Raw genomic sequence first — 14,510 nt, forward strand, 5'->3', positions numbered from 1 at the left:
ATAGGAACACGGTCGGAGTCACTGCCGACCATGAAGCGATTCGCGCTCCTGCTCTGCCTCGTCCTGGGCGCCTCTTCCCTCGCCGCGCAGCCGCGCGTGCCTCGGAAGAAGGTGGCCGTGCTGCCCTTCCAGGCCATCTCCGGCGATGTCCCCGCCCGTGCTGGCCCGCGCCTCGCCGCGCGGCTCGCCTCCGAGGTCCATGGCACCGCGGGGCTCGCGCTCGTCGACACTCCCGCGACCACGCCTTCCGAGACCACGGTCGACGCGCTCGCCGTCGCGCGTGCCGCCGTGCAGGAAGCCACCACCGCGCGTGCCGCCCGTCGCTTCTCCCGCGCAGACGCCGCGCTCGGCCGCGCGCTCGAGGCCTACGCGGACAACGCCGTTCATCTCACGGATGGCGCGGAGCTCGCGGACACCTACGCCCTGCGCGCCGCCGTGCGCTACGCCGTCGGCCGCGATGACGAGGCCACCCAGGCCCTCACCCACGCCCTCTCCATCGCGCCTGGGCGTCCCCTCCCCCTGGCCGCTACGTCCCCGCTCTTCGCGCACACCGTCGAGCGCGTTCGCACCACCCACGCCGCGCAGCCTCGCGCCACGCTCCGCTTCGAGTCCGTCCCCTCCGGCGTCGAGGTCACGCTCGATGGCGTCGCCGTCGGCACCACGCCAGTGCGCGTGCTGCATGTGCCTCCGGGCGCGCACCTGTGGCGCGCCACGCTTCCCTCGGGCGAGAGCGTCGCGGGCGTGGCGGAGGCCGTGGCAGAGCGCGAGGTGCCCGTGCTCCTCATGCCTCCAGGCGATGGCCCCGCCGCGTCGCTGGCGATGTCCCTCTCCAACAATCAGCTCGATGCGTCCGCGATCAAGGCCGCGTCGAAGCTCGGTCGCGACCTCGGCGCAGACTTCGTCGTGCTCGGCACCCTGTCCCGCATGGGCTCGGGCCTCGCCCTCGACGCGTTCGTCCTCGCGCCCGGCGACACCTCGCCACGCAGGCTGCCGCGCATCGCCATGGACCTGGAGTTGCTCGACGCGGGTGACCCGTTGCGCGAGATAGCGGCACAGCTCGCCTCGCGCGGCGTGGAGGCGGGACTCGCCGAGTCCGTTCCGCTCTCACCGACTCCCGGCGCCTCGCGCAACACACGCACCTCACAGACGGTCTATGCCGTGCCTGTCGCGGATGCGGCGAAGCCCGTGGCCCCCGTCCGCAAGCCCGCGGATGCCATCCGCAAGCCGCTCGTCCGTCCATGAGCACCTTCCGAGGACGCTTCGCCCCCAGCCCCACGGGCCGCATGCACCTGGGCAACATCCGCAGCGCGCTGCTCGGCTGGCTCCAGGCTCGCGCCGCCAACGGGCGCTTCCTCTTGCGCATCGAGGACCTCGACCGCGCCCGCTGCAAGCCCCAGTACGTCGACGACCTGATGGAGGACCTGCGCTGGCTCGGCCTCGACTGGGACGAAACACCCCTCGTCCAGAGCCAGCGCGACGACCTCTACCGCGAGGCCCTCGCCACCCTGGAACAACAGGACCTCGTCTACCCGTGCTTCTGCACCCGCGCGGAGATTGCCCGCGCCGCCAGCGCCCCCCACGGACTCTCCGAGGAAGGCCCTCGCTACCCCGGCACCTGCGCCCACCTCACCTCCGCGCAAATCACCGAGCGCGCGAAGACACGCGCCCCCGCCATCCGCTTCCGCGCCCGTCCTGGTGAGATCCACTTCGTCGACGCCCTCATGGGCCCCTACACCCAGGACGTCGACGCCGTCGTCGGTGACTTCGTCGTGCGCCGCAACGACGGCGTCGCCAGCTACCAGCTCGCCGTCGTCGTCGATGACGCGGCCACGCACGTCACCCACGTGCTGCGCGGCGACGACCTGCTCTCCTCCACGCCCCGCCAGCTCCAGCTCTACGACGCCCTGGCGAAACGAGCGCCCGACTTCCTCCACGTCCCACTCGTGCATGGCGAGGACGGCAAGCGCCTCGCCAAGCGCGAGGGTGCTTTCGCCCTCGCTGAGCTGCGCGAGCGCGGCGTCGCACCCGAGCGCGTGCTGGGCCTGCTCGCCGCGTGGAGCGGGCTCGGAGACGGTACCCCCAGGACACTCGAAGAGCTGCTGCGCGCCTTCTCCATCGAAGCCCTCCCCCGCTCGCCCGTGGTGGCGAAGGAAGCCGTGCTCCTCAAGGCACTCGACCTGCGGTGAGCCCCCGCCGCCTCCCTCTCACCGAGGAGGCGTCCTGGAGCCGTGGAATCGTCCGCGGCCCGACGATGCCCATGTTTGCCGCGGAACCCGAGCAGCCCGCTTCAGGGGTGCTCACCGCGGCAGGAGGCCCGGCCCATGGCAACAACCATCGTGGAAAGAGAGAAACCCGGCGTCATCTCCGCCAGCGCGGGAACGCCCTTCAAGCTCAGCTGGGGCGCCATCCTCGGCGGCACCTTCGTCGCGCTCGGCGTGCTCATCCTCCTGTACTCACTGGGCCTCGCGCTCGGACTGTCGTCCGTCGACCCGAGCAACCCAGGCAGTGCACGCTCGGCGGGCATCGGCACCGGCATCTGGGGCCTCATCGCTCCGCTCATCGCCCTCTTCGCGGGAGGCTTCGTCGCCGCCCGCACCGCGGGCGTGGTGGACAAGGGCGGCGGCGCGATGCACGGCGCCGTGATGTGGGGGCTGACGACCATCGCGGGCGTTGCCCTCATGGGCATGGTCATCTCCACCATCGTCGGCACCGCGGTGCGCACCGCCACCGGCGTGGTGGGTGCCACGGGCGCCGCCGTCGCGGGCGCGGCCTCCCAGGGTGACCAGGTCGCCAACGCCTTCGGCCTCGACGCCAACGACGCGCTCGGTCCGGTGAACGAGCGGCTGCGCGCCGAGGGCAAGCCGGCCATCACCGCCAACCAGCTCGAGGCCGCGACGAAGGACATCGTCACCACCGGCGTGCGCACGGGCAACGTGGACCGCGAGCTGCTCGTCAGCTCCATCGCGGAGAACACGCGCCTGTCGCGGCAGGACTCGGAGGACGTCGCCAACCGCGTGCAGGTGCAGATCGATGCCGCCAAGACGAAGGTCGGCCAGGTCGGCCAGCAGGTGCAGCAGGGCGCGCTCGTGGCCGCGGACAAGTCCGGCCGCGTCTTCTGGGGCATCTTCGGCGCGCTGCTGCTGGGCCTCATCGCCTCCGTGCTCGGCGCGGGCCTGGGCGTGAGCAAGCGCCAGCGCGTCTACGCCGAGGGCGCCATCTCCACGCCGGGAACGACGACCCGCCGTGAGGTGTATCCGTAAGGCAACGAAGCGCCCTTGCGGCACACGCGAGGCCCACTCCTTCACGGGGGTGGGCCTCGCGTCGTCCCCATCCAGCCACGAGAGCGAGCCCCAGGCGCGCTCGCCCCGCACAAGGCCCTGACGGCGGCGAACCGTGCCCGACGGAGCGTCGCGTGACGCAGGGCCCCCGCGAAGTCGGTCGGCGGGCCCTCGCGCGCACCCGCGCCACACGGAGCACGACTCGCTCGCGCCGCCCCTCGGCCGGTCCGCGCTCCGGAATGGCGCGGGGTTGAGATGTTCATCGCTCCACGTCAGGGCGTCGCTCGCGTCCGCCAGGCACCTCACGATGCGCCGTCCCCCTCACGACGACGCGCTGCCCCGTGGGCCTCCTGCGGTAACCTGCTCGCGAGTCGTCATCAGGGGGGCGCCCTCACACCTCCAGGCCCCCAGTCACGCTCCATGACGGGGGAAGCTCGTGAACCGAAGTCGGACGTCCCTGCTGTGTCTCGTGCTGCTCGCCACCCTCAGTGGCGGCTGCTTCCTGCGCACCGGCTACATCCTCGAGGCGCTCAACGAGCCCTCGGAGCCGAAGACGCCTCCCCTTCCCCCTTCCTTCCGCGAGCGCGTGGGCCGCCTGACGCGCTCCCACCTGGTCGACGCCTACGCCGACCCCGCCGAGGTCGCGAAGTGGATGTCCGCCCTCGGCAGCGCCCCCCGCCCCATCGTCGAGCAGGTGGAGTGCCTGCGCGCCCACGCCGGCGGCAGCAACGCCACCTGCTACGACACCTTCCTGCGCGCCACCGTCCCCGGAGGCATCTGGGGCCTGCCCACCCAACCCCGGAGCGTCAACCCCACGGCGCCCACCGCCGCGGAGGTCGACGCGCAGCGCTTCCTCGGCAACGCGATGGGCATCGCCGCGTCGCTCGCCGCGCTGGGTGACTCGCTTTCGGACCCAGTGAACCCCAGCCTGCTCAACCAGGGCCTGCGCGAGGGCGCCGAGTCCGCCGCGCAGTACGTGAGCGCCCGCCGCTGGAGCCGCAAGCTGGGGCGCCCCTCCAACGCCATCGTCCTCAGCGGCGGCGGCGCCAACGGAGCCTTCAGCGCGGGCATCCTGTGGCGCCTGCTCGGCGTGCTCGAGCAGTGCCGCGGCAAGCCCGAGCCCGAGGGCTGCGGCGACGCGCGCATCGACCTGGCCGCGGGCTCCAGCACCGGCGCGCTCATCAGCACGCTCGTCGACCTGTTCCACACGCCCGGGTACGAGCAGAAGGCCCGCGACGTGCTCCTGGGCAACTACACGTGCTCGGTGGAGTCGGACCTGTACTGCGTCAACTCGACGTGGGTCTGGAAGATTGCCTCGGACCTCAAGGGACTGGTCCGCTTCGACGGCATCGAGAACAAGCTGCGCGCCATGGTCGTCCCCGCGCAGCTCACCAACGGCACGGAGCTGGTCTCCGTCTCCGTGGACTTCGAGACCGGTGACGTCCACGGCGTCAGCGACCAGGACCCCGCGGACTTCCCGCCCACCGCCACCGAGGCGCAGCGCGTGGACGGCCTCATCAACGCCGTGCTCGCCTCCATCGTCGAGCCCGTGCTCGCCGAGCCCGTCCCCTGGATTCCCTCCAGCAAGGGCCGCCACGCGGGCACCTTCCTGGATGGCGGCGTGCGCTCGGGCCTGCCCGTGCTCCAGGCCGTGCAGCGCGGCGCCGAGCGCGTGCTGGTCATCTCCACCGGCAACCTCGAGTCCACGCCCGTGCCGCCCCCGGACAACGCCGTCACCACGCTGATGCGCACCATCGACCTGTTCGTCGCCCAGCCGCGCGTGGGCGAGGTGCAGCAGGCGGAGCTCGCCGCCGTGGGCCGCCGCTTCGCCGAGTACAACGTCTGCGCGCTGCGGCTCGCCCAGGTGGAGGACCCCACCGCGGTGGAGCCCTACTGCCGCCGCACCGGCACCGGCTTCGTCCCCACCGAGCCGCGCTCGCTCCAGGCCGCCACCAGCATGTGGCTGGGCCCCGCCCGCTTCGAGCAGGTCGCGTCCAGCTGGCGCTCGTCGTGGATGTTCCGGCCCGAGTCGCAGCTCGCCACCGCCAGCGGCTACGCGTTCTCGCCGCAGGTCATGCGCCCGCTCTTCAAGGAGGGCGTGAAGTCCTTCCAGCAGCGCTGCGCCGAGGTGCTGCGCCTGTTCGAGGTGCGCGGCACGCTCGCCCAGAACGAGTGCGCCCGCCCCGTCGACGACGTCGTCACCGAGGCCGAGTCGCGCTTCGCCCCGATGGGCCAGTGCACCGACGGCAAGCCCGACCAGCGCTCCTGCGATTGAAGTCTCCAGGAGAGCCGGGGCCGCCCTCCGCGCCCCGGCTCCCGTCGCCATGAGCCCCCTGTCGCCACGAGGGGCCTCAGCGCCCAGGCCACCGCCGCGCCTGTCGCCACGAGCCCCGGGCTCCCCGGCCAGCCTCCGCGCCATGCGGGCCCCACGGAGCACCGGCGTCGGCATATCCTCGCGCGCCCGCTTCACCCGAGTGCGCCATGTCCCAGAGCTCCACCACCCGCTGGCTCGCCCTGCCCCTGGTCTGCCTGAGCCTCCTGCTGCTCCTGGCCGCCCTGGCCTACTGGCTCACCCAACCCACCACCCCGCCCCCACCGCCGCCCGAGGAGCCCGTCGCCCAGGCGCCCCCGCCAGCCCCCACGCCGCCGCCCCGCCTCACCCCGCCGCCCGTGGTGCCGCCCCCCGCCTTCCCCTCGCCCCAGTCCGAGGTGCCCGTCCCCGAGCAGCCCGACAAGCGCCGCGTCATCCAGAGCGAGTTCACCCTCGAGGAAATCCACGGCGACTTCCGCCCCGAGGACATCGAGGCCGCCCTCAAGGCGGTGACTCCGCTCGTGCAGCAATGTTTCCAGGATGCCGCACAGCGAAACCGGGGCCCACAAGCCGTGAAGCTGCGCTTCAACCTGGAGTCACGCGGCGAGGGCGAGGGGCGGATGGACAAGGGCGAAGTGCTGGCGAGCACCATCCCGGACCCGATGGTGCAGGCGTGCGTGGTGGACTCGCTGCTGGACATCGGGTTCAAGACCCCGTCCCGAGGGGGCCGGGCGACGGTGGTGTACCCCTTCGAGTTCCGCGTACCGTTGGAGTAAGGTCGCAAGGCCCCCAACCCCACCTCAATGCCCGTCTCCGTCGAACAGCTCGGCCCCCAGGACGCGGACGCCCTGCGGGCGTTGCTCTCGAAGGACCCGGTCCACAACCTCTACCTCTTGGGGTTGCTGGAGGAGTTCGGCATCGCCGCCCGGGGCCGCATCCCCTTCGCCTTCTACGGGCGCTTCGACAACAAGCTGCTGACGGCCGCCGTCTTCGTGGGCGGAGAAGGCGGCCTGGTGGTGCCCAGCGCCAGCGACGCGAGCGCCACGAGCGTCATCGCGGACGCGCTGGCCTCCTCGCTGAGCCTGAAGGCCGCGGTGGGCGACAAGTCCTCGGTGGACGCGCTCCTGCGCAGCCTGTCCCCCGGAAAGCCCCGGCTGTCGCGCACGCAGCGGCTGTTCAGCGTGTCCGCGGATGACCTGGGCCCCTTCACCAACCCGCTCCTGCGGCTCGCGCGCGAGGAGGACCTGCCCCGCCTGCTGCCGCTGGCGCAGGGCTACGTGCGCGAGGCCATGGAGCGAGACCCGCTCTCCGAGGACCCCCGGGGCTACGAGGCCCGCGTCGTCCAGCGCGTGCGCCAGAAGCGCACCTACGTGCTGGAGGAGAACGACGCGCTGGTGCTCAAGGTCGACATCGGCAGCCGCTCCCAGTACGGCGCGGAGCTGGAGGGCCTCTACACCCTGCCCTCCGAGCGCCAGAAGGGCCACGCCACGCTGTGCCTGGGACAGATTTCCCGGCACCTCTTGTCCTCGCTGCCCCGGCTGACGATGCGCATCGACGAGCGCGACGAGAGCACCGCCCGCATCGCCCGGAAGGTCGGCTACCTGGCCGGCCGCACGTGGCGGCTGGTGCTGGTGGAGTAGCTCGCCCAGGCCGGGCGCGATGCCGTACAGTCCGCGCCCTCCATGAGCAGCCGTCCCACGCCTTCCCGCCGCCCCCTCTCCGGAGAGGGCCCCGTCATCCTCCACTCGGCCACGGACCCGCGCTGGCTCCCGCTGGCGCTCGAGCACTTCGACGCCGTGCTGGTGGACCACGCCCACTGCGAGAAGAAGGCCGCCGCCAACGCGCTGTCGCTCCTGCAGGCCTACCCGGACCTGCCGGGGCTGCCCGCGCAGATGGCCCGGCTGGCGCGCGAGGAGAGCGCGCACCTGGCCCGCGTGCTCGACCTCATGGAGGCCCGGGGGCTCACGCTCACCAAGGACGCCGGGGACCCGTACGCCCAAGGCCTGCAGAAGCTGGTGCGCACCCCGGCCGCCGAGCGGCGCACCGACAGGCTGCTCGTCGCCGCCATCATCGAGGCGCGCTCCTGTGAGCGGCTGTCACTGCTCGCCGAGGGGCTGACGGACCCGGCGCTCGCGCGCTTCTACGGGGAGCTGGCCCAGTCCGAGGATGGCCACCAGTCGCTGTTCTTCCGGCTGGCCGTCACCGCGTCCGGAGGCGACGACGCGCCCGTGCGCGAGCGGATGGAGTGGATGCTCGACCACGAGGCGCGGGTGCTCGAGGACATCGGCGTGCGCGCGGCCATCCACTGACGCCCTCGCCTCAGAAGGGCCACACCCACGGCACCGCCACCGTCAGCACCACCACGAGCAGCAGGGTGAGCGGCGTGCCCAGCCGGAAGAAGTCCGTGAAGCGGTAGTGCCCGGGGCCGTAGACCAGCACGCAGCTGGGCTCCAGCGGCGTGATGAACGAGCAGCTGGCCGCCAGCGTCACGCCGATGGCGAAGGGGCGCACGTCCACGCCCAGCTGCGCCGCCGCGTTCACGGCCACCGGCAGCACCACCAGCGCCGCGGCCTGGTTGGACATGGGCGCGGACAGGACGATGGTGAGCAGCATCAGCGCCACCAGCACCGTGCGCGGCCCGCCGAAGTCCCCCAGCTCCGCCACCCGCTGACCCAGGAACTTCCCCGCCCCGCTCACCTCCATGGCCAGCCCCAGCGCCATCATGGAGCCGATGAGCAGCACCACCCGCCAGTCCACCCGGAACGCCTTGCGCGCGTCCATGCAGCCGGTGGCGATCATCGCCAGCATGCCGGTGAGCCCCGCCACCGACAGCGGCAGGATGTCCAGCGAGCCCGCCGCGAGCGCGCACAGGAACAGCACCACCGCGAGCAGCGCCTTGCCGTAGCGCGGCGGCTGGTACTCGTGGCCGCTCAGCACCGTCAGGCTCAGCCCGTCCGCCAGCTCCGCCGCCTTCTCGCGGGGTCCGCGCAAGAGCAGCACGTCCCCCACCGCCAGGGGCAGCAGCGACAGACGCCGCTCGCCGAAGGTGCGGCCCAACAGCTGGAGCTTGGTGACGCGCTGGAGGCTCGGGTGGCGGTGCAGGGCCAGCGCCACCAGGCCGTAGCGCTCCACGAAGAGCGCCTCCTTCAGGCTGCGCCCCACCAGCGGGCTGCCCGGCGGTACCGCGGCCTCCACCAGCGCCGTGTCCTCGTCGAGCTGCGCCTCGTCCGCGTGCCGCAGGTCCGGACGGATTTCGATGCCCCGCAGGTCCTTCACCCGGAGGATGTCCTCGCGCGAGCCCTCGACCAGCAGCCGCTCGTCGCCGCTCAGCACCTGCGTGGGCGTGGCCGACGTGGCCTTCCCGTCGCGGAGCAGCCCGATGACGCGCAGGCCCAGCCCTTCCGTGATTTCGGCCAGCGGCTTGCCCAGGTAGCGCGAGCCCGCGGGCAGCACCGCCTCCGTCAGGTAGTCGCGCAGCGTCCACTCGTCCGCGCTCCCCTTGCCCACCCGCGAGGGCAGCAGGAGCGGCCCGAGCAGCACCACGACGAGGATGCCGATGACCGCCACCGGCAGCCCCACCGGCGCCAGCTCCGCCACGCCAATGGGCCGCATCCCCATGCGCTCGAGCGCCGCGGACATCACCAGGTTGGTGGACGTGCCGTAGAGGAACACCATGCCGCCCAGCATCGACGCGTACGCCAGGGGCAGGAGCACCTTGCTCTTGGGCACCTTCGCCCGGTTCGCCGCGCCGATGGCCACCGGCAGGAAGGCCGCCGTCGTCACCGTGTTGGAGATGACGGACGAGAACACCGCCACCACCACCATCATCGCCAGGACGAAGGTCTGGTGGCCGAAGCGCGCGAAGAAGGCCAGCCGCTGCCCGACCAGCTGCACCACGCCCGTCGACGCCAGCCCCTGCGTCATCGCCAGCAGCGTGAAGATGAAGATGACGGTGTCGTTGCTGAAGCCCTCGAAGGCCTGCCGGGGCGTCAGCACCCCCGTCAGCGCCAACAGGCACACCACCACCAGCGAGCTGACCTCGATGGGGATGCTATCGATGGTGAACAGAACCAGCGCGATGAGAACGACGGCCAGGACGATGGCGATGGTCATGGAAAACCGGTGGGGGCCGCCAACTTGTGCCCTGTCCGCCGGGGCGGCGAGCCCCTGCCGCACCGTGTCGTCAACTACTAGATGACCGAGCGCTGATAAGAGGAATTAGGAGATTGTGCCTGGTGGGGCGGGGCATCGTCGGACGCCAGTTGCTTTTAGGCGCCCCTTCCAGAAGTTTTGTCGTCTCTCCCGCTGGTAGGGGCCGTGCCCTACTTCACCAGGACGGGGAGCCCCTATCTTGAGAGAACACAAGGAAACTTCCATGGCTTCGACGCAAGTGGCGGCGGAGGGCTCCAAGGCCCCCACGAACAACCCCACGCTGCTGGCCTGGGTGGCCGAGATGGCCAAGATGACCCAGCCGGACAGCATTGTCTGGTGCGATGGCTCCGAGTCCGAGAAGAAGCGGATGACGGAGCAGGCGGTGAGTGAGGGCATCCTCATCCCGCTGAACCAGCAGAAGCGGCCCGGCTGCTACCTGCACCGCTCCAACCCGAACGACGTGGCGCGCGTGGAGCACCTCACGTTCATCTGCACGCCGAACAAGGCGGAGGCGGGCCCCACCAACAACTGGATGGAGCCGGACGAGGCGTACCACAAGCTGGGCCAGCTCTTCGCCGGCAGCATGAAGGGCCGCACCATGTACGTGGTGCCCTACGCCATGGGCCCCATCGGCAGCCCCTTCACGAAGATTGGCGTGGAGCTGACCGACAGCATCTACGTGGTGCTGAACATGCGCATCATGGCGCGCATGGGACAGCAGGCGCTGGACATGCTGGGCGACAGCGACGACTTCAACCGCGGCCTGCACAGCACGGGCGACGTCAACCCGGACCGCCGCTACATCTGCCACTTCCCGCACGACAACACCATCTGGAGCTTCGGCTCGGGATATGGCGGCAACGTGCTGCTGGGGAAGAAATGCCTGGCGCTGCGCATCGGCAGCTTCCTGGGCCGCGAGGAGGGGTGGCTGGCCGAGCACATGCTCATCCTCGGGGTGACGAGCCCCAAGGGCGAGACGACCTACGTCGCCGCCGCCTTCCCGTCCGCGTGCGGCAAGACGAACTTCGCGATGATGATTCCGCCCGCCGAGTACAAGGGCTGGAAGATCGAAACGGTGGGCGACGACATCGCCTGGATGCGCCCGGGCCCGGACGGCCGGCTGTACGCCATCAACCCGGAGGCCGGCTACTTCGGCGTCGTCCCGGGCACCAACAACAAGACCAACCCCAACGCCATGGAGACCATCTCCAAGGACACGCTGTTCACCAACGTGGCGCTGACGCCGGATGGTGACGTGTGGTGGGAGGGCAAGGACGGCGAGGTCCCCGAGGAGCTCATCGACTGGCAGGGCCGGCCCTGGAAGAAGGGCAGCACGGAGAAGGCGGCGCACCCGAACAGCCGCTTCACCGCGCCCATGTCCAACAACCCGGTGCTCAGCCCCAAGGCGAATGATCCGATGGGCGTGCCCATCTCCGCGCTCATCTTCGGCGGCCGTCGCTCCAGCACCGTCCCCCTGGTGCTCCAGGCCTTCAACTGGACCCACGGCGTGTTCCTGGGCGCCACCATGGGCAGCGAGACGACGGCGGCGGCCACGGGCAAGGTCGGCGTCGTGCGCCGCGACCCCATGGCCATGCTGCCCTTCTGCGGCTACCACATGGGCGACTACCTCCAGCACTGGCTGGACATGCAGAAGACCATTCCGCAGCTGCCCAAGATCTTCCAGGTGAACTGGTTCCGTCAGGACAAGGACGGCAAGTTCCTGTGGCCGGGCTTCGGCGAGAACATGCGCGTGCTGGAGTGGGTGGTGAACCGCGTGCACGGCCGCGTCCCGACCAAGGAGACGCTGCTGGGCTGGGTGCCCCGTCAGGACGAGGGCCTCAACCTCAAGGGCCTGGACATGTCGGCGGACGCCGTCGCCGAGGCCACCTCCATCAAGGAGGACGAGTGGAAGACCGAGCTCAAGAGCCAGGAGGTGTTCTTCGAGCAGCTGGGCACCAAGGCGCCGGAGGCGCTCATGCTCCAGCGCAAGCTCTTGATTTCGCGCCTGGAGCACTGAGGCGCCCGTCGGCTGTAGCGCCTTGAAGCACCCGTCGGGGTCGCTCCCTCTCCCAGTCTGGGGGTGGAAGCGGCCCCGACCTCGTTTCACGAGGTGTGAGGTCACCCTCTTCGCCCCGGGGCCGAAGGCGCGCTAGTCTCGTGTTCATCATGAGACTGGTCTTCGTATTGTCGGCGGCCCTCGCGCTGTCGCCCCCGGTGGCGTTCGCCCAGCGCGCCAAGAATCCAGCGGCCCTCATCAAGGAAGGCGAGCGGCTGTATCAAGCCGGCAAGTACCAGGAGGCAGCGGACGCGCTGAAGAAGGCCCACGAGGCCCAGCCCAACCCGCGGCTCATCTTCAACATCGCCGTGGCGCTGGAGAACGCCGGGGATTTGCGCGAGGCGCTCTCCTGGTACCAGCAATACGTGGGCAACACCGAGGGCACGGACCCGGCGCTGCTCAAGCGCAGCGCGCGCAGCATCGACAAGCTGCGGCTCTTGCTCGACAAGGAGAACCAGGCCCAGGCCACCGCGGAGGCCGAGCGGCTGAAGCTGCAGGGCGAGGCGGAGGCGGCGAAGAAGCGCGCGGAGGAGGAGCAGCTCGCCGCGCAGCGCGCCGAGGAGGAGAACCTGCGCCAGCGCCAGGCGGAGCTGGACCGGGCCATCAAGTCCTACCAGCGCCAGAAGATCGCCGCCTACGCGGTGGGCGGCGTGGCGGTGCTGGGCGTGGGCGCGGGCGTGCTGTTCGGCCTGCAGGCGCGCGACGAGCGCGAGAAGTTCGACGCGGCGCGCACCGAGGACACCAAGCAGACCTTCGCGGACAACACGAAGACCAAGGCGCTGCTCGCGGACATCGGCTTCGGCGTGGGCCTGGCCGGCGCCATCACCGCCATCATCCTGTATCCGAAAGACGGCCCCCCGGCGGAAGGCGAGGTCCGGATGACCCTGGCGCCTCGTGGCACCGGCGCGGGTCTGGAGGTCAGCTTCTGATGAAGACCCTGCGACTCATGTCGTGCTGCGCGGCGCTCCTGGCCGGCTGCAGCTTCACCACCGCGGGCGGGCTCGACGAGTGCGAGACCAGCGCGGACTGCGACACCAACCAGGTCTGCTCCTCGGGCGGCTTCTGCCTGCCCCAGCCGGAGGGCTGCGGCGAAATCGTGGGCCCCACCACGGGCAACCCCATCATCCTGGGCGCGGCGCTGCCCCTGACGACGTCCACCGGAGAGGACGTGTCGGAGCGGCAGGCGCTCAACGCGCTCAAGCTGGCGATGGAGGAGATCAACCAGCGCGAGGGCGTGGGCGGCCGGCGGTTCAACCTGCTCATCTGCGACACGCGCTCGGAGCCCGCCCGGGCCCGCGAGCAGGCCGAGTGGCTGGTGACCGAGCGCGGCGTGCCCGCCATCTTCTCCTCGGGCAGCGCGCAGACCATCGCCATCAGCACCATCACCATTCCGCGCAACGTGCTCTTGATGACGCACACGGCGACCAGCCCCGACATCGCCACGCTGAGCGACAAGACGGCGGCGTCGGGTGAGGCGGGACTGGTGTGGCGCACGGCGCCGTCGGACCGGCTGCAGGGCCGCATCATCGCGGACCTCGTCAGCAACGTGCGCGCGGTGAGCGGGGACCAGCGCCCCTTCGCCGACACCACCACGGTGAGCCTGGTCTACGTGAACGACGCCTACGGTCAGGGCCTGTTCGACACCGTGCTCGGCCGGGTGAGCAACGGCCGGACGCCCTCCTCCGCGTTCTACGCGCGCAACGGCGACGTCAGCGCGGCCGTGACGCACCTGGCGGCCAACCCGGCGCCGAGCATCGCGGTGATGATGGGCTTCTCCGAGGACAACGCGAAGATCATCACCCAGGCCGCCGCCCAGGGCCGTACCAGCCAGCGCTACTTCTTCACGGACGCGAGCAAGGACTCGAACCTCATCACGTCGCTGGGCACCTCGAAGGGCATCGTCGAGGGCGCCTACGGCACGGCGCCCGCGCAGGCGCGCCCGGGTGACGCGGTCTACACGACGTTCAAGGAGCGCTTCCGCACGGCGTACAGCGGCACGGACCCGGGCCAGTTCTCCTTCACGGCGCACGCGTACGACTCGATGTACCTGGTGGCGCTGGGCGCGGCGTACGCGGCGGGCGCGGAGGTCAACAACCCGCAGCCCATCACCGGCGACCGCATCGCCCAGGGACTGGCCAAGGTGACGCCGCCTCCGGCCACCCCGGCCACCACCTACGCGCTGGGCTTCAGCCGCTTCACCGAGGCGCGCGGCGAAATCAGCGCGGGCAAGTTCATCAACGTGCAGGGCGCCAGCGGCCCGCTGGACTTCGATGCCACGGGCGAGGCGCCGTCCGAGTACGAGCTGTTCCAGATTGTCGACGGCGCCTTCCAGACGGTGGAGCTCATCGCTCCGGCCGCGGACTGAAGCATCCCCGGGTTGAAGGAGCGCTCCCTCGGTCGGGGGAGCGCTCTACCCCGCCGCCCCGAGCACCCGCGTCAGGGCAGCGATGGACGGTGGAACTCATCGCTCCGGCCGCGGACTGAAAGCGCCGGTGCGTGGAAGGAGCGCTCCCGCAGCCGAGGGAGCGTGCGCCCCCGTCGCCCCGAGCACCCGGGTCAGGGCGGCGATGGACGGTGGAGTTCATCGCTCCGGCCGTGGACTGAAGAAGCCTGGGCTGAAGGAGCGCCCCCTCATCCGAGGGAGCGCGCTACCCCGTCGCCCCGAGCACCCGCGTCAGGGCGGCGATGGACGGTGGAGTTCATCGCTCCGGTC

General features: G+C 71.1%; 11 protein-coding genes. 10 read left to right on the forward strand and 1 reads right to left on the reverse strand.

Features of this window, described 5'->3' with window-relative positions:
- The first annotated feature begins 30 nt into the window (after positions 1–30).
- From VZQ01_RS12355 to VZQ01_RS12385, 7 genes are all read left to right on the forward strand, one after another.
- Positions 31–1,242: a PEGA domain-containing protein gene (locus tag VZQ01_RS12355; RefSeq protein WP_426747902.1), complete on the forward strand. Its 1,212-nt coding sequence runs from the start codon at positions 31–33 to the stop codon at positions 1,240–1,242.
- Positions 1,239–2,186: a tRNA glutamyl-Q(34) synthetase GluQRS gene (gene gluQRS / locus VZQ01_RS12360; protein WP_426747903.1), complete on the forward strand. Its 948-nt coding sequence runs from the start codon at positions 1,239–1,241 to the stop codon at positions 2,184–2,186. The genes VZQ01_RS12355 and gluQRS overlap by 4 nt, the downstream gene beginning before the upstream one ends.
- A gap of 135 nt (positions 2,187–2,321) precedes the next feature.
- Entirely contained in the window at positions 2,322–3,260 is a 939-nt protein-coding gene (locus tag VZQ01_RS12365; RefSeq protein WP_223746312.1) for a hypothetical protein, read from the forward strand.
- A gap of 454 nt (positions 3,261–3,714) precedes the next feature.
- On the forward strand, positions 3,715–5,553 hold the full coding sequence (locus VZQ01_RS12370) for a patatin-like phospholipase family protein (RefSeq protein WP_426747905.1): 1,839 nt from the start codon (positions 3,715–3,717) through the stop codon (positions 5,551–5,553).
- A 206-nt stretch (positions 5,554–5,759) separates the two neighbouring features.
- Complete coding sequence (locus VZQ01_RS12375; protein ID WP_223784792.1) at positions 5,760–6,365, forward strand: AgmX/PglI C-terminal domain-containing protein; 606 nt, start codon at positions 5,760–5,762, stop codon at positions 6,363–6,365.
- 27 nt (positions 6,366–6,392) lie between these two features.
- Positions 6,393–7,229, forward strand: coding sequence for a GNAT family N-acetyltransferase (locus tag VZQ01_RS12380; protein ID WP_046711379.1), 837 nt, complete (start codon positions 6,393–6,395; stop codon positions 7,227–7,229).
- Positions 7,230–7,271: 42 nt separating this feature from the next.
- On the forward strand, positions 7,272–7,898 hold the full coding sequence (locus VZQ01_RS12385; protein ID WP_223784791.1) for a MiaE family protein: 627 nt from the start codon (positions 7,272–7,274) through the stop codon (positions 7,896–7,898).
- A gap of 10 nt (positions 7,899–7,908) precedes the next feature.
- Here the strand turns inward: VZQ01_RS12385 and VZQ01_RS12390 are convergent, their stop codons facing one another.
- On the reverse strand, positions 7,909–9,702 hold the full coding sequence (locus tag VZQ01_RS12390) for an SLC13 family permease (protein ID WP_426747906.1): 1,794 nt from the start codon (positions 9,700–9,702) through the stop codon (positions 7,909–7,911).
- A gap of 262 nt (positions 9,703–9,964) precedes the next feature.
- Between VZQ01_RS12390 and VZQ01_RS12395 the strand changes: the two genes are divergently transcribed.
- The 3 genes from VZQ01_RS12395 to VZQ01_RS12405 all read left to right on the forward strand — a co-directional run bounded on the left by VZQ01_RS12395 (position 9,965) and on the right by VZQ01_RS12405 (position 14,162).
- On the forward strand, positions 9,965–11,758 hold the full coding sequence (locus tag VZQ01_RS12395; RefSeq protein ID WP_223746306.1) for a phosphoenolpyruvate carboxykinase (GTP): 1,794 nt from the start codon (positions 9,965–9,967) through the stop codon (positions 11,756–11,758).
- 149 nt (positions 11,759–11,907) lie between these two features.
- A complete protein-coding gene (locus VZQ01_RS12400; protein ID WP_141328838.1) occupies positions 11,908–12,726 on the forward strand; it encodes a tetratricopeptide repeat protein in 819 nt (272 codons plus the stop codon).
- Complete coding sequence (locus tag VZQ01_RS12405; protein WP_426747908.1) at positions 12,726–14,162, forward strand: ABC transporter substrate-binding protein; 1,437 nt, start codon at positions 12,726–12,728, stop codon at positions 14,160–14,162. Before VZQ01_RS12400 ends, VZQ01_RS12405 begins: the two co-directional genes overlap by 1 nt.
- Positions 14,163–14,510 lie beyond the last annotated feature (348 nt).

This window comes from Myxococcus faecalis (assembly GCF_050039385.1).
Lineage (GTDB): Bacteria > Myxococcota > Myxococcia > Myxococcales > Myxococcaceae > Myxococcus > Myxococcus fulvus.